General features: G+C 69.6%; 13 protein-coding genes and 3 pseudogenes. 7 read left to right on the top strand and 9 right to left on the bottom strand.

Translation table 11 applies throughout. From position 1 onward, the window contains the following. Positions 1 to 223: pseudogene (locus A5709_RS16305) on the bottom strand (polyketide cyclase / dehydrase and lipid transport); the annotation flags it as partial. A gap of 141 nt (positions 224 to 364) precedes the next feature. Here A5709_RS16305 and A5709_RS27575 point away from each other — a divergent pair. Further along, a pseudogene (locus A5709_RS27575) lies at positions 365 to 2,187 on the top strand (long-chain fatty acid--CoA ligase). A 6-nt stretch (positions 2,188 to 2,193) separates the two neighbouring features. Here the strand turns inward: A5709_RS27575 and pimB are convergent. From pimB to A5709_RS16335, 4 genes are all read right to left on the bottom strand, one after another. After that, positions 2,194 to 3,336, bottom strand: a complete 1,143-nt coding sequence (gene pimB, locus A5709_RS16320) for a GDP-mannose-dependent alpha-(1-6)-phosphatidylinositol monomannoside mannosyltransferase (protein ID WP_068120807.1) — start codon at positions 3,334 to 3,336, stop codon at positions 2,194 to 2,196. Between the two features lie 29 nt (positions 3,337 to 3,365). Beyond that, positions 3,366 to 4,205 (bottom strand): hypothetical protein, encoded by an 840-nt coding sequence (locus tag A5709_RS16325; RefSeq protein WP_197520173.1) that lies wholly within the window; start codon positions 4,203 to 4,205, stop codon positions 3,366 to 3,368. A 46-nt stretch (positions 4,206 to 4,251) separates the two neighbouring features. Then, a complete protein-coding gene (ripC, locus tag A5709_RS16330) occupies positions 4,252 to 5,403 on the bottom strand; it encodes a peptidoglycan hydrolase RipC (protein WP_068120808.1) in 1,152 nt (383 codons plus the stop codon). Positions 5,404 to 5,587: 184 nt separating this feature from the next. Continuing rightward, the gene (locus tag A5709_RS16335; protein WP_067943112.1) at positions 5,588 to 5,842 is read right to left on the bottom strand and encodes a hypothetical protein; all 255 of its coding nucleotides are present in this window, start codon (positions 5,840 to 5,842) and stop codon (positions 5,588 to 5,590) included. Positions 5,843 to 5,991: 149 nt separating this feature from the next. Between A5709_RS16335 and A5709_RS16340 the strand changes: the two are divergent. Then, positions 5,992 to 7,833 (top strand): annotated as a pseudogene (locus A5709_RS16340) (DEDD exonuclease domain-containing protein); the annotation flags it as partial. Here A5709_RS16340 and trpD read toward each other — a convergent pair. Further along, entirely contained in the window at positions 7,771 to 8,865 is a 1,095-nt protein-coding gene (gene trpD, locus A5709_RS28860) for an anthranilate phosphoribosyltransferase (RefSeq protein WP_156768078.1), read from the bottom strand. The pseudogene A5709_RS16340 and the gene trpD sit on opposite strands and share 63 nt — an antisense overlap. Before the next feature lie 138 nt (positions 8,866 to 9,003). Here trpD and A5709_RS16355 point away from each other — a divergent pair, with 138 nt between their 5' ends. Genes A5709_RS16355 through A5709_RS16370 form a run of 4 tightly spaced genes read left to right on the top strand, consistent with a single transcriptional unit; the run spans position 9,004 to position 13,430 of the window. Further along, positions 9,004 to 9,615, top strand: a complete 612-nt coding sequence (locus A5709_RS16355) for a heme-copper oxidase subunit III (RefSeq protein WP_067274561.1) — start codon at positions 9,004 to 9,006, stop codon at positions 9,613 to 9,615. 40 nt (positions 9,616 to 9,655) lie between these two features. Beyond that, a complete protein-coding gene (locus A5709_RS16360) occupies positions 9,656 to 10,510 on the top strand; it encodes a c-type cytochrome (RefSeq protein ID WP_067943110.1) in 855 nt (284 codons plus the stop codon). Beyond that, positions 10,507 to 11,718 carry a ubiquinol-cytochrome c reductase iron-sulfur subunit gene (locus tag A5709_RS16365; protein ID WP_067943107.1) on the top strand — a complete coding sequence of 404 codons (1,212 nt, stop codon included), beginning with the start codon at positions 10,507 to 10,509 and terminating at the stop codon, positions 11,716 to 11,718. The genes A5709_RS16360 and A5709_RS16365 overlap by 4 nt, the downstream gene beginning before the upstream one ends. Continuing rightward, positions 11,715 to 13,430, top strand: a complete 1,716-nt coding sequence (locus A5709_RS16370) for a cytochrome bc complex cytochrome b subunit (protein WP_067943104.1) — start codon at positions 11,715 to 11,717, stop codon at positions 13,428 to 13,430. The genes A5709_RS16365 and A5709_RS16370 overlap by 4 nt, the downstream gene beginning before the upstream one ends. On the opposite strand, the gene A5709_RS16375 is transcribed toward A5709_RS16370, so the two are convergent. Beyond that, positions 13,427 to 13,888 (bottom strand): DUF5994 family protein, encoded by a 462-nt coding sequence (locus A5709_RS16375; RefSeq protein WP_068009140.1) that lies wholly within the window; start codon positions 13,886 to 13,888, stop codon positions 13,427 to 13,429. The genes A5709_RS16370 and A5709_RS16375 overlap by 4 nt on opposite strands. 333 nt (positions 13,889 to 14,221) lie before the next feature. Here A5709_RS16375 and A5709_RS16380 point away from each other — a divergent pair, with 333 nt between their 5' ends. After that, the gene (locus A5709_RS16380) at positions 14,222 to 14,455 is read left to right on the top strand and encodes a hypothetical protein (protein ID WP_068120811.1); all 234 of its coding nucleotides are present in this window, start codon (positions 14,222 to 14,224) and stop codon (positions 14,453 to 14,455) included. 3 nt (positions 14,456 to 14,458) lie between these two features. Here the strand turns inward: A5709_RS16380 and A5709_RS16385 are convergent, their stop codons facing one another. Next, the gene (locus A5709_RS16385; RefSeq protein WP_068009142.1) at positions 14,459 to 15,106 is read right to left on the bottom strand and encodes a DUF2561 family protein; all 648 of its coding nucleotides are present in this window, start codon (positions 15,104 to 15,106) and stop codon (positions 14,459 to 14,461) included. Beyond that, positions 15,106 to 15,680 (bottom strand): MmpS family transport accessory protein (locus tag A5709_RS16390; RefSeq protein ID WP_231986988.1); only part of this gene is annotated, 575 nt, incomplete at its 5' end. The genes A5709_RS16385 and A5709_RS16390, both read right to left, overlap by 1 nt.

A 15,680-nucleotide genomic window follows, 5' to 3' on the forward strand; every position in this document is an offset into this window, starting at 1 on the left:
GCAGCACCACCCCGTCCAGCGACGGCTCCAGCCAGATCTCCATGGTTCCGGTCAGCGCGCCGGTGACCGCCCAGCGGATCCCCTTGTCGCCGCGCTCCTCGACCACCTGCAGCCGCAGGTCCGGCCACCACCGGCGCCAGCTCGACGGATCGGCGACCGCGGCACCGACCCGCGCACCGTCGGCGGCGACGAACGTCTCGTCGGCGATCTGGATGCTGTTCACCACCCCAGCTTCACACACCGATCTTCGCGGCGGGCCGGGGCCCGGCAGACGGCCACGGTTCCTGCACGAACGCGCGGATTAGGCTGGACGGCAACAAGCCGGCCCCCGGAACGTCACCCGAGCCAAACGAGGTCAGTAAGAGTGCGTGAGTACAGCGTCCCCGCCCGCTTCTCCGTCGGCGAACACGACAACATCGCGGCCATGGTCTTCGAGCACGAGCGCGCAGACCCCGGCTTCGTCATCTTCCGCCGTCAGGTCGACGGCGAATGGACCGACGTCACCTGCGCGGAGGTGGCCAAACAGGTGCGCTCCGCGGCGCTCGGTCTGATCGGGCTCGGGGTCGAGGCCGGCGACCGGGTGTCCATCTTCTCGGCCACCCGCTACGAGTGGGCGATCATCGACCTGGCGATCCTGTCGGTGGGCGCGGTCACCGTTCCGATCTACGAGACGTCGTCGGCCGAGCAGGTGCGCTGGGTGCTGCAGGACTCCGAGGCGGTGGTCGCCTTCGCCGAAACCGACGCGCACGCCGCGATGGTCACCGAACTCACCGCCGACCTGCCCGCCTTGCGCCGCGTGCTGCACATCGACGGCTCGGGTCCCAAGGCGCTCGATCAGCTCGCCGAGGCCGGCGCGTCGGTCGAGCCCGCCGAGCTCACCGCCCGCCAGGACGCGCTGCGCGCAGACGACCCGGCGACGCTCATCTACACCTCGGGCACCACGGGGCGGCCCAAGGGCTGCCAGCTGACCCATTCCAACCTGCTGTACGAGACCCGCGGCGCCAAGGAGTGCCTGCCGACGCTGCTGGACGAGGGGCAGCGGCTGTTGATCTTCCTGCCGCTGGCCCACGTGCTGGCGCGCTCGCTGACGCTTTCGGCGTTCGCCAACAAGGTGACGGTCGGGTTCACCAGCGACATCAAGAACCTGCTGCCGATGTTCGCGGTGTTCAAGCCGACGGTGGTGGTGTCGGTGCCGCGGTCGCCGATCCGTCGAGCTGGCGCCGGTGGTGGCCGGACCTGCGGCTGCAGGTGGTCGAGGAGCGCGGCGACAAGGGGATCCGCTGGGCGGTCACCGGCGCGCTGACCGGAACCATGGAGATCTGGCTGGAGCCGTCGCTGGACGGGGTGGTGCTGCGCGCCAAGCATGCGATGTTCGACCGGCTGGTCTATCACAAGCTGCGCGCCGCGCTGGGCGGAGAATGCCACGCGTCCGTCTCAGGTGGCGCGCCGCTGGGTGCCCGGCTGGGCCACTTCTACCGGGGCGTGGGCCTGACCATCCACGAGGGCTACGGCCTGACCGAGACCAGCTCGGCCATCACGGTCAACCAGGTCGGCAACGTCAGGATCGGGACGGTCGGAACGTTGTTGCCGGGCAACAGCATGCGCATCGCCGAAGACGGCGAGCTCCTGGTCCGCGGCGGCGTGGTGTTCAGCGGCTACTGGCACAACGAGCAGGCCACCAACGACGCGTTCACCGACGGCTGGTTCAAGACCGGCGACCTCGGCGCGCTCGACGAGGACGGCTTCCTTAGGATCACCGGCCGCAAGAAGGAGATCATCGTCACCGCCGGCGGCAAGAACGTCGCCCCGGCCGTGCTCGAGGACCAGCTGCGGGCGCACGCGCTGATCAGCCAGGCCATGGTGGTGGGCGACGCCAAGCCGTTCATCGGCGCGCTGATCACCATCGACCCCGAGGCGTTCGACGCGTGGAAGGAGCGCAACCACAAGGCGGCCGGCGCGTCGGTGGCCGATCTGGCCAGCGACCCGGACCTGATCGCCGAGGTGGACGCCGCCGTCAAGCACGCCAACCAGGCGGTGTCGCACGCCGAGTCCATCCGCAAGTTCCGCATCCTGCCGGTCGACTTCACCGAGGACACCGGCGAGCTCACACCGACGATGAAGGTCAAGCGCAACGTGGTCGCCGAGAAGTTCGCCTCCGACATCGACTGGATCTACGAGAAGGACTAGCGGCCGTCAGGCGCGGAGGATCTCGGCCAGCCGCACCGCGAGGGTGTCCCACCGCCAGTGCGCCGTCACCCAGTCCCGCCCGGCCGCGCCCATCGCGGCCGCCCGGTCTCGGTCGCCGAGCAACTCGGTGACGGCGTCGGCGACGGCGTTCACCGAGCGCCCATCGACCACTAATCCAGTCTTGTTGTGCTGCACGGCTTCTGGGGCCCCACCGGAGTCACCGGCGATCACCGGCTTGCCGGTGGCCGAGGCCTCGAGGAAGACGATGCCCAGGCCCTCGACGTCCATCCCGGCGCCACGGGTGCGGCACGGCATCGCGAAGACGTCGGCCAGCGCGTGGTGCGCGGGCAGCCCGGCGGCCGGCACGCCGCCGGTGAACGTCACATGCTCGCTCACCCCGCAGTCGCGGGCGAGCTTGCGCAACGATTCCAGGTAGGGACCGCCGCCGACGATGACCAGGGCGGCGCCATCGACGCGCTGCCGGATCGACGGCAGCGCCTTGATCAGCATGTCCTGACCCTTGCGCGGAACCAGCCGGGACACGCACACGACCGTGGGCCGCTCCCCCAGCCGATACCGCTCGCGCAGCGCGGCGCCGGCCGCCGGGTCGGGCCGGAACCGGTCGGTGTTGACGCCGGGTGGCAGGTATTCCAGCGAGGCGTTGGGCCCGAACGCCGGCGCGAACCGCGCGCGGGTGTAATGGCTGACGAACGTGACGACGTCGGTGGTGTCGCCGATGCGGTGCAGCACCGACCGCGCGACGGGAAGCATCGACCAGCCCACCTCGTGACCGTGCGTGCTGGCCACCACCCGGGTCGCCCCGGCCTGCCGGGCGCGCTGCGCCAGCAGCGCCAGCGGCGCGGCCGCGCCGAACCAGACGGTGTCGATACCGTTGTCGCCGATCAGCCGGCGCATCCGGGCGTCCACCGCCGGGCCGGGCAACATCAACGTGCCGGGATGACGGACCACCCGGTAACCCGCCGCCTCGGCCGCATCGTCGAAGGCGTCGACGCCCTTCCATTGCGGCGCGTACACCGTCATCGAATGCAGCCCGGCGCCGACTAGGTGCCCGACGAAATCACTCAGGTAGGACTGGATGCCGCCCGGCCGGGGCGGAAAGTCGTTGGTTACCAGCAGGACCCGACTCACTGCGTCAGGCTAGCCTGACGCGCGTACGGTCAGCCGCCGTGGGTCAGCCACTCGTGCCAGCGCGCGAGCAGGCCGGGCGAGTCGGTCGCCAGCACGTCGTGGGCGGCGGAGAGGACGTCGGCGCGCCCGACACCGCAGACGGCCAGATACAGGTCGTGCAGCTTGGCCGTCCCGTAGGTGTCCGCGACGAAACGCGCGAACCACCACGCGCGGTCGTACGCCAGCGAACGCTGTGACCCGGGCGCGTCCAGGTCGGCGTCCGAGGGCAGCGTCAGCGGGACCGGCAGCACGTCGACGGGCACCGGGGTCCGGGGCCGGCCGACGAAATCGGCCACGCCCTCGGTCAGCCACCGGGGCGCATCCGCGGCGGTGTCCGCACGGGCGGCGTAGTGAAAAAGCTCGTGCGTCAACACGATTCGCAGCGCACCCTCGGTCATGTTGGCCGCGCCGGGCGCGAAGACGATGCGCTGACCGATAACCACCCGGTGCGCGGGATCGACGCGTTCGGCGACCGTCACCGCCGCGATGTCCGCCCACTGCGCGGCCTGGCCCCCACCGGCGGCGGCGCGGAACTCCTCGTCGGTATGGGCGGCGACCACCGATATGTCGCGCGACCAGTCGGCACCCCAGAACGCCTCGACCGCGTTGATCGCGGCACCGATGCCGGACGCCACCCGCGACAGCAACCGGTCGCCGGCCGGACCGCCCAGGCCGAGCAGCCGAACGGTGCGATCGCCGACGACCAGTGACTTCGTCGCGGCGCTGACCTGGCTGCGTGCGGGCGTGATCAGCTGCGGGGGGCGGGTCCGGCTGTCGCCGGCCGCGTCGAACGGCACGGCCGCAGCCACCACGATCTCGACGACGAACACCCAGGCCAGCAGGGTGGTCAGCCGCCGGCGCCGCGCGCCGGGGCCGCTAGTAGCGGCGAGCGTCGTGGACCGGGCCTGCGGCATTCATCGGCACCACGCGCACCGGCTGGCCGTAGGTGGAGGAATGGATCACCATGCCGTCACCGACGTAGAGGCCGCTGTGTGACGCGTCGTTATAAAAGGTGACCACGTCACCGGGCTGCAGGTCCGACAACGACACCGGCTGACCGCCTTGAGCCTGCGCCTGGCTGGAATGCGGCAGCGAGATGCCGGCCTGCTGGAAGGCCCACATCACCAGGCCGGAGCAGTCGAACCCGCCCGGCGCGGCACCGCCCCAGACGTACGGCGAACCGACCTGCGTCAACGCCGCCTGTACGACCGTCGCGCGGTCACCGCCGCCTACCCCGCCGCCGAACGGTCCGGGCATTCCGCCGGGAGGCGGAGCCTCACCGGGAACCTGCCCGGGAGCCTGCGGCGCGCCGGGCGGCGCGGCCTCCGGCGCGGGCGCGCCCGGTGCCGGGAGACCCGCAGGGACGGGACCGGGATCGGCGAGCGCGGTGCGCTGCTCCGGCGACAGGGAAACGTACTGCGACTTGACGACCGCGATCTGCACCTGCAGCTGACTTTGCTTGGACTGCAGGCTCGCTCGCACCGCGGCGGCCTGCTCGGCCGCGCTCTTGGCGTCGGCGGCGGACTTGGCGGCCTCCCGCTCGGCCTTGGCGGCCTGCTCGCCGGCGGCCCGGAAATTCGTCATCTGGTCGGCCATCTGCGTCGCCATCAGCCGCTGCATGGCCAGCTTGTCGATCAGCCCTTGCGGCGATCCGGCGGTCAGCATCGCCGTCATGCCGTCGACGCGGCCGCCCATGTAGGTCGCGGCGGCGAGCTTGTTCACGGCGCCCTGGAACGACGCCAGGCGAGCCTTGGCCGCATCGACGGCGGCCTGAGCGTCGTCGTGCTTCTTGTCCGCCGCACGCTGGGCCGCCAGCTTGTTGTTCAGGTCGAGCTGCGCGCTGTGCATCGCCTCGGTGGTCTGCTCGGCCTGGCGGGACAACTCGTTGAGTTTGGCCAGCGCGTCCTCGGCCGGGTCGGCCGAGGCATTCGCGGCGAGGGCGCCCGATAGGACGGTGAAGCCCGCTAGCGTCCCGATGGCAAATCGTGTGAGGACACGCGCAAACGGGTATCTAGAGTCAAGCCTCAAGATTTTGCTTCCTTAAACGGCCATCGACGCGACCATGCGCCGTCGAGCGGGTTTAGGTCTCAAACAGGTTACGAAACGATATCGGCGTTTGTCCAAAGCGGGGCGTTAAGAAATTGGAAAGATTTCTGTCATTATCATGTGAACGGCGCTGACCCCCTCGTAAACCTTTGGCACGCAAAGCATCTTAGGCGACGCCCGAATCGCGTTCGCGGCGGATAGGCACCAACCGTAATCGCGGTGCCAGACCGACATCGGCGAGCACCGCCAGTGCGGCGCATTCGTCCTCCAACAAAGTTCCCGGGACCCCGAGTAACACGCTGACTACGCAATCGCGGCATCCCGGTCCGCGCACCGCACAGTCGTCGCAGTCGATCACCACCGGTGCCCCCGAGTCCGGCACCGTCGCGCCGTCGCTGTCGGGCCCACTGCTTCGTGCCATCGGATCGGTCCTCTCGGTCAAGCTTGGCGAACGTCAGGTCGGACTCTTCGAACGGTAACCACACCCACCGACAACCCCCGGCGCCGCGTTTCGGCTCGCTCGGCGTGGGAGCCGCGCGGGTGTCGGTGGTCCCGCTTAACGTCGCGGCCATGGGTGCCGGTGGTGCGACTCAGCTCACTTTCACCGACTTGGAGTCGTCCTTCGCCGCCGCCGAAGTCACGCTGCGCGACACGACCTTCGTGGTGGTGGACCTCGAGACCACGGGCGGGCGCACGAAAAGCACCGACGGAAATGCGCCGGACGCCATCACCGAGATCGGGGCGGTCAAGGTCCGCGGCGGCGCCGTGCTCGGCGAGTTCGCCACGCTCGTCGACCCGGAGCGCAGTATCCCGCCCCAGATCGTGCGGCTGACCGGCATCACCACCGCGATGGTGTCCGACGCTCCGACCATCGACGCGGTGCTGCCGATGTTCCTCGAATTCGCGGGCTTGGACCACGGGACAGTGCTGGTGGCCCACAACGCCGGGTTCGACGTCGGATTTCTGCGGGCCGCCGCGGCGCGGTGCAACATCCCCTGGCCGCGGCCGAACGTGCTGTGCACGGTGCGGCTGGCCCGCCGGGTGCTCAGCCGCGAGGAAGCCCCCACGGTGCGGCTGGCCGCGCTCGCGCGGCTGTTCGCCGTCGCCACCCAGCCCACGCACCGCGCGCTGGACGACGCCCGTGCCACCGTCGACGTGCTGCACGCGCTCATCGAGCGGGTGGGTAACCAGGGGGTGCACACCTACGCCGACCTGCGCGCCTACCTGCCGGACGTGACGCCGGCCCAGCGGCGCAAGCGGGTCCTCGCCGAGGGCCTGCCCCGCCGCCCGGGGGTCTACCTGTTTCGCGGCCCGTCGGGCGAGGTGCTCTACATCGGGACCGCCGGCGACCTGCGCCGCAGGGTCGGGCAGTACTTCACCGGCGCCGACCCGCGTGGCCGGATGAAGGAGATGGTCAATCTGGCCACCGCGGTCGACCACGTCGAATGCGCGCACGCGCTGGAGGCCGGCGTCCGCGAGCTGCGGCTGCTTGCCGCGCACGCCCCGCCCTACAACCGGCGTTCCCGGTTCCCGCACCGGTGGTGGTGGGTGGCGCTCACCGACGAGGCGTTCCCGCGTCTCGCGGTGGTTCGGGCACCGCGCCACGACCGCGCCGTCGGCCCGTTCCGGTCGCGCACCGACGCCGCCGACACGGCCACGCTGCTGGCCCGCTTCACCGGTCTTCGGACCTGCACCGCCCGGCTGAGCCGCTCTGTCCTGCACGGGCCGGCGTGCCCCGAGGCGGAGGTCGCGCCGTGTCCCGCGGCTCGCGGCATCACGGCCATGCAATACGCGGCGGCCGTGGCGCGCGTCGCCGCGTTGATCGACGGGATGGAGAACACCGCCCTGTCGGCCGCCGTGCATCAGGTCACCGCGCTGGCCGAGCGCCGCAATTTCGAAAGCGCCGCCCGCCTGCGCGACCGCATCGCCGCCGCCATCGAGATCCTGTGGCGCGGCCAGCGGTTACGCGCCCTGGCCGCGCTGCCCGAGCTGATCGCCGCCGCGCCCGACGGGGACGGCGGTTACCACCTCGCCGTGGTACGGCACGGCCAGCTCGCGGCGGCAGGCACCGCCAGGCGCGGGGTACCTCCGATGCCGGTGGTCGACGCCATTGTGGCTGGGGCACAGGCGATCTTGCCCATCGCGGCCCCGCTGGGCGGGGCGCTGGTGGAGGAATCCGCGCTCATCGCGCGCTGGCTGGCCGGCCCCGGGGTGCGCATCGTTCGGGTCGACGACTCCCCCGACGCCGCCGGCTGGGCTTCGCCGCTGCGGTCGGCCGGCGCGTGGGCGTCCTGGGCGGCCTCGGCACGTTCGGCGCGACTGGCCTACGACCAAGCGGCCCAACATGACTCAGACCTGCTGGCTGAACCGCACCCATCGCGCGAGCAGCTGTTCGGCCGCGCCGGAATCGATCGCCGCGGCGGCGCGCTGCAGCCCGTCCTCCCACGCCGGCAACCATTCAGCGCGGCTGGATAGGCCGGCGTGGGCGACAATCGCCCCGGCGGCGTTGAGCACGACGGCGTCCCGGACCGGACCCTTGTCACCGGCCAGCACCGCGCGCACCTCCGCCGCGTTGGCTTGCGCGTCACCGCCCAACAGATCGTCGAGATCGGCGCGGGCAAAACCGAATCCGGCCGGATCGAACGTCAGCTTGTCCACCGTCCCGGCCTGCACCCGCCAAATCGTGCTGGTGGTCGTGGTCGTCAACTCGTCAAGCCCGTCGTCGCCATGCACCACCAGCACACTGGACCTGCGCGCGGCGAAGACCCCCGCCATCACCTCGGCCAGGTCGGCGAACGCGCAGCCGATCAGTCCGGCCCGCGGCCTAGCCGGATTGGTAAGGGGCCCAAGGAGATTGAACACCGTCGGCACCCCGATCTCGCGGCGCACCACCGAGGCATGCCGGTACGAGGGGTGGAACAGGGGCGCGAAGCAGAACCCGATGCCCACCTCGGCGAGGCTCTGCGCCACCTGTTCGGGTTCGAGGTCGATGCGCACCCCGAGCGCCTCGAGCGTGTCGGCACCGCCGGACAACGACGACGACGCGCGGTTGCCGTGTTTGACCACCGGCACGCCGGCGGCCGCGACCACGATTGCCGCCATGGTGGAAAGGTTGACGGTGTTGACGCCGTCACCACCGGTCCCGACGATGTCCACGCTGTCGTCGGGCATGGCGGGCATCGGGCGCGCGTGGTCCAGCATGACGTCGGCCAGCTCGCTGACCTCGGCCGAGGTCGGGACCTTCATCTGCATCGCCACCGCAAAGGATGCGACCTGCGCCGGGCTCGCGTCGCCGGCCATGATTCGATCCATGGCCCAGGCGGCCTGGCCGCGCACCAGATCCTGACCGCCCATCAACCGGGCCAGAACCCCTGGCCACGAGGGTGCCGCCCCGGCCGGTCGAGCGGCGGACCCGCCGGTGGAAGCCTGAGATGACAGAGCCACGCGCCGATGGTCCCACGCGGACCCGACCTGCCCCAACCGGCGCGGAAAGGCGCCCGTCCCGGACGGCGTCGCGACGCGAAAACATCAAATGCCGCCCCGGGTGGAGTTAATCAACTACAAAGCGTCATACTTGCGGATGTGACCAGCGCTGTAGGGACCTCAGGTACTGCAATCACGTCCCGCGTTCATTCGTTGAATCGACCGAACATGGTCAGTGTCGGCACCATCGTTTGGCTCTCCAGCGAGCTGATGTTCTTTGCTGGCCTGTTCGCGATGTACTTCACCGCGCGTGCGCAGTCCGGCGGCAAGTGGCCGCCGCCACCGACCGAGCTGAACCTCTATCAGGCCGTACCGGTGACGCTCGTGCTGATCGCGTCGTCGTTCACCTGCCAGATGGGTGTGTTTGCGGCCGAACGCGGCGACGTCTTCGGTTTGCGCCGCTGGTACGTGATCACCTTCCTGATGGGCCTGTTCTTCGTTTGCGGGCAGGGCTACGAGTACTACCACCTGGCCACGCACGGCACCACGATCCCCGGCAGCGCCTACGGCAGCGTGTTCTACCTGGCGACCGGGTTCCACGGCCTGCACGTCACCGGCGGTCTGATCGCCTTCATCTTCTTGCTGGCCCGCACCGCGATGAGCAAGTTCACGCCGGCGCAGGCCACCGCGAGCATCGTCGTGTCCTACTACTGGCATTTCGTCGACATCGTGTGGATCGCGCTGTTCACCGTGATCTATTTCATCCGATGAGCCGGCGGCTCCGAATAACGGAATGAACAGGAGTGCTCGGTTGAAGAAGCTGGGGTCCATGCGAAACCGGAAGCCGCGACAAGGGCAGCGCGACCGCTCCCGCCGGCGGCTGCGCCGCCGTCTGTCGGGCGGGCTGTTGCTGCTTATCGCGCTGACCATCGCCGGCGGCCTGGCCGCCGTGCTGACGCCGCGCCCGCAGGTGGCCGTCGCCGACGAGTCGTCCTCGGCGCTGCTGCGGACCGGCAAGCAGCTGTTCGACACGTCGTGCGTGTCCTGTCACGGCGCGAACCTGCAGGGTGTGGCCGACCGCGGGCCCAGCCTCATCGGCGTCGGCGAGGAGGCCGTGTACTTCCAGGTCTCCACCGGCCGGATGCCCGCGATGACCGGCGAGGCCCAGGCGCCGCGCAAGGAGCCGATCTTCGACGAGGCACAGGTCGACGCGCTCGGCGCGTACGTGCAGGCCAACGGCGGCGGTCCGACGACGGTGCGCAACCCGGACGGCAGCCTGGCGATGAAGTCGCTGCGCGGCGACGACCTGGGCCGCGGCGGTGACCTGTTCCGGCTGAACTGCTCCTCCTGCCACAACTTCACCGGCAAGGGCGGGGCGCTGTCGTCGGGCAAGTACGCGCCGCCGCTCGAGCCGCCCAACGAGCAGCAGATCCTGGCCGCCATGCGGACCGGTCCGCAGAACATGCCGAAGTTCTCCGACCGTCAGCTGTCCTTCGAAGCCAAGAAGGACATCATCGGCTACATCAAGTCGGTCACTGAAGAGCGCCAGCCCGGCGGCTACGGCCTCGGCGGCTTCGGGCCCGCGCCCGAGGGCATGGCCGCGTGGATCATCGGAATGGTCGCCGCCATCGCGTTGGCACTGTGGATTGGGGCACGAGCATCATGAGCGAAGACGACGTTCGCGGCTCGGACACCGGCGGGACCGCCCACGGTGTCGGCGAGAGGGAACCCGATGACGCGGCGCTGGCCGCGATGTCCCAGCAGGAACTGGTCGCGCTGGGCGGCAAGCTCGACGGCGTCGAGACGATCGTCAAGGAACCCCGCTGGCCCGTCGAGGGCACCAAAGCCGAGAAGCGCGCCGAGCGCGGAGTCGCCCTGTGGCTCCTGCTCGGCGGTGGTTTCGGGCTGGCGCTGCTGCTGGTCTTCTTGTTCTGGCCGTGGGAGTACAAGCCCAAGGACGCCCCGAACAGCCTGCTGTACGACCTGGCCACCCCGCTGTACGGGCTGACCTTCGGGATGTCGATCCTGTCGATCGCCATCGGCACGATCCTGTACCAGAAAAGGTTTATCCCGGAAGAGATTTCGATCCAGGAGCGGCACGACGGCGCCTCCCGGGACATCGACCGCAAGACAGTGGTGGCGAACCTGACCGACGCCCTGGACGGCTCAACCGTCCGGCGGCGCAAGGTGATTGGGGCGTCGCTCGGCCTGGGCCTCGGCGCGTTCGGCCTGTCGACGCTGGTGGCCTTCGCCGGCGGTCTGATCAAGAACCCGTGGAAACCGGTCGTGCCCACCGCCAATGGGAAGAAAGCCGTGCTGTGGACGTCCGGCTGGACACCGCGGTATGCGGGCGAGACCATCTTCCTCGCGCGGGCAACCGGCTCGGCCGGTGCATCGCCGTTCGTCAAGATGCGCCCCGAAGACCTCGACGCCGGCGGCATGGAGACCGTCTTCCCGTGGCGCGAATCCGACGGTGACGGCACCACGCCGGAATCCCAGGAAAAGCTTCGCGCCATCAACCAGGGCGTTCGAAACCCGGTCATGCTCATCCGCATTCGGCCGTCCGACATGCCCCGGGTGGTCAAGCGCCAGGGCCAGGAGAGCTTCAACTACGGCGAGCTGTTCGCCTACACCAAGGTGTGCTCGCACCTGGGTTGCCCCGCGTCGCTGTACGAGGAGCAGTCCTACCGAATCTTGTGCCCATGTCACCAGTCGCAGTTCGACGCCCTGCATTTCGCCAAGCCGATCTTCGGCCCGGCGGCCCGCGCGCTGGCGCAACTGCCCATCACGATCGACACCAACGGGTATCTGGTCGCCAACGGTGACTTCGTCGAGCCCGTCGGACCGGCATTCTGGGAGAGGACGACAACATGAGTCCAAAACTGAGTCCCCCGAAACCGCCGAAGATCGGCGACGTCCTGGCTCGTCAGGGCGAAGACATCGATACCCGCTATCACCCCTCGGCCGCGGTACGCCGGCAGCTCAACAAGGTCTTCCCGACGCACTGGTCGTTCCTGTTGGGCGAGATCGCGATGTACAGCTTCATCGTGCTGCTGCTCACCGGCGTGTACCTGACGCTGTTCTTCGACCCGTCCATGGCCGAGGTCACCTACAACGGCGCGTACCAGCCGTTGCGGGGCGTCGACATGTCCAAGGCCTTCGCCTCGACGCTGGACATCTCGTTCGAGGTGCGCGGCGGCCTGTTCGTCCGCCAGGTACACCACTGGGCCGCACTGATTTTCGCGGCGTCGATCATGGTGCACCTGGCACGCATCTTCTTCACCGGCGCGTTCCGCCGGCCCCGCGAGGCCAACTGGGTCATCGGGTCGCTGCTGCTGATCCTGGCCATGTTCGAGGGGTACTTCGGTTACTCGCTGCCCGACGACCTGTTGTCGGGTATCGGGTTGCGCGCCGCGCTCTCCTCGATCACGTTGGGGATGCCGATCATCGGCACCTGGCTGCACTGGGCCCTGTTCGGTGGCGACTTCCCCTGCGGCGGTGTGGGTAACGAGTGCGCGACCGCGGGCTACATCATCCCGCGCATGTACGCCCTGCACATCCTGCTGATTCCGGGGATCATCCTGGCGCTGATCGGGCTGCACCTGGCGATGGTCTGGTTCCAGAAGCACACCCAGTTCCCCGGCCCGGGCCGCACCGAGCACAACGTCGTCGGTGTGCGCGTCATGCCGATCTTCGCGGTCAAGTCCGGCGCGTTCTTCGCCGCGATCGTCGGGGTCCTCGGCCTGATGGGCGGGCTGCTGCAGATCAACCCGATCTGGAACCTGGGTCCCTACAAGCCATCTCACGTGTCCGCCGGCTCGCAGCCCGACTTCTACATGATGTGGACCGAGGGGTTGGCCCGTATCTGGCCGCCATGGGAGTTCTACTTCTGGCACCACACCATCCCCGCAGCCGTGTGGGTGGCGCTGATCATGGGATTGATCTTCGTCCTGCTGATCATCTATCCCTTCCTGGAGAAGCGATTCAGCGGCGACCGCGCCCACCACAACCTGCTGCAGCGGCCACGGGACGCCCCGGTGCGCACCGCGATCGGTGCCATGGCGATCTCGTTCTACATGTTGCTGACACTGGCGGCGATGAACGACATCATCGCGTTCAAGTTCCAGATCTCGCTGAACGCGACGACCTGGATCGGCCGCATCGGGATGGTCATCCTCCCGCCGCTGGTCTACTTCATCGCCTACCGGTGGTGCGTTGCGCTGCAGCGCAGCGACAGGGAGGTGCTCGCACACGGCATCGAGACGGGCATCATCAAGCGGCTGCCGCACGGCGCTTACATCGAGCTGCATCAGCCGCTCGGACCGGTCGACGACCACGGCCACCCGCTCCCGCTCGAGTACCAGGGTGCGGCGCTGCCCAAGCGGATGAACAAGCTGGGCTCGGCCGGTTCACCGGGTAGCGGCAGCTTCCTGTTCGCCGACCCCGCGTCGGAGGATGCGGCGCTGCGCGAGGCGGCACACAGCTCCGAGCAACGTGCGCTCACCGCCCTGCGCGAGCACCAGCAGAGCATCGTCGGGTCGAACGGCAAGAACGGGTCGAACGGGTCGAACGGCGAGCACCACTAGCTGCGCGCTGGTTCGGTGCAGGCCGTCGAGCATTGTTGCTGGGCGGCCCGCACGATGGAGCCGGCGGTGAGGAACGCCGACTTCGTCTGGTCGCGCGCTTCGACGGGCAGACCGGCCGCGCAGCGCAGCACCATGAGGGCGAGCGCGCTGTAGGTCGCGTAGGGGATGACGAGCAGGTTGACGCGTGCGTCGTCCCCGACGAAGGTCATCACGTGCTGGCGCTTGCGTTCCCAGCCCGACCAGTTCAAGTCGGGTGGCCGCTGCAGTGGTGGCCAGTTGACGTTGATGGCGTTGATGTCGCCCAATAAGGGGGTCAGCAGGGCGACCACCTCGGGCAGTTCGTTGGTGATGCGGTCCGCGCGTGGCCACCACGCGCCGTCGATGGGGCGGCCGAGTTCACGGCAAACCGACAGCCGGACGGGGTTGGCCCGGCGTCGGCGTTCGAACAATTCGGTCATCCCCGCACCTGGCCGGCACGGCCAGGAAGTTCTGCAGCCTCCACGGGCGGTTCCCTTCACGTCGGCGTCGTTCGTCCCGGCGAGCGCGGGACGGACGGAGGAATCGCATTGCCCGTGGATGACGCCGCATCGGTCGCGGCGACCACCGCCGACAACGAAACGGCTCGCGGTTGACGCTACGCCCACAGCGGCCCTCGGGAGCGGCCAGGGTGGCGGACGGCCGCCACGACGGCTGATGAAACGACCCGGCCCCGTCGGTGCACTACAGTGGCGAGGGTCCGACCGTGGCGCTGTCCAGGTGAGCGGGGGGCTTACACGACGAGGACGGGCGTAATGGCGATACAGGACTGGGACGACGCCCGGGAGATCCATCCTTCGAAGATCCGGGTCGGTGACATCATCGGCACGCTGCGTCCCACGAAGTTGCGTTACACCGTCAAGATGATCAGCGGGCCGCAGACGACTCCCCGGCGCTGGACGTTCTTCGGCCGTGATGACAACGGCACGCAGCACACGAGCACGTTCGGCGAGGACGAACGGGTCCGCAGGTACGCCAAAGCGTCGTAGCGCCTACTGCGCGGCCACAGCGCGACGCAGCTGACGAACGTGCAGCCACTCGATCACCGGCATCCCCGCGGTGATCACGCCGGCGACCACGTAGGCGCCCCAGGAGGGACCGTCGTGGCCCACAGCCATCAGGTAGGTCGCCGTGGCCACCGCGACCAGCGCCGCGCCGATCGCGGTCGCCAATAACACGGTGCCGCGCAACCACACCCGATCGACCGCCTCACCCGACCATTCGGCGTCGGCGGCCGGAACGGGTGCCTGCACGCGGGGTTGCCGGGCCCGTTCGGCCGCGGTGCGCGGCGCCTGGGACATGAGGCGCACCGGGGGCCGGTTGGCGGCGGTCATCCCCCGGGCGGCCGGCTCGGTCTGGGCCATCCGGCGGGCCCGCAACAGCATCGGGATCGCCCCGGCGATGATCAGCGCGGACACGATGATCACGGCGTACAACACCCAGGAGGTGCTGTGCGCGCCGCTGGCCGCCTTGTGGAAGCCCCGCCCCAGGTCCGCCAGGGCGACGGCCGCGGCCACGCTCACGCCCAGCAGCACCAGCCAGACGGCGGCGCACGCCCCGATCAGTATGCGGTCGATGACGTCGGGCGAGATGGTGTCGTCCCCCGCCCCGCGGCGGTACGCCGAATACCTGCTGACCATCAGCAGCTCGTCTGCGGTGAGTCGTTGGTGTTCGACGAAAGGACCGTCCCGTCGCTTGTCGTGATCGAGCAGTTCAGCCGGCTCACGCGGAAGAGGCTGGACGCCTCGACGGAGCCGACGTCGGACTGCGAGATGGGCGTGACGGTCATCGACCATGGGATGTACACGTTGTGCTGGGTGCGCCGCCGGCCGGACGCATCGACGTAGGTCACCGAGATGATGTCGCCGGGCGCCTTGGTGCCGGTCACCGAATAGGTCACCTGTCGCGGCCCGGCCGGTGTCGTCGGTGGCGGGGGTGGCGCCGCGGCCGTCGAGGTGGCCGGCGGCGGCGCCGGAGGTGGCGCCGGCGGTGGCGGCGGCGGTGCAGGCGTGACCGTCACGGTCTGTGTCTCCGTCGGTGGCGGGGGCGGTGGTTCGGTCGTGGGCGGCGGCGGTGGAGGGGGCGGCGGCGGCGGTTTGGTGGTCGTTATCTCGTCTTGCATCGGCGGCGTCGACGGGACGGTGGTGGTGTTGGGGTTGGCCAGCTTGGTGGTGTCGCTGCTGTTCGCGCGCACCGACACCACGAGCTCGGCCG

It is taken from the genome of Mycobacterium sp. E1386 (assembly GCF_001672745.1).
Taxonomy (GTDB): domain Bacteria; phylum Actinomycetota; class Actinomycetes; order Mycobacteriales; family Mycobacteriaceae; genus Mycobacterium.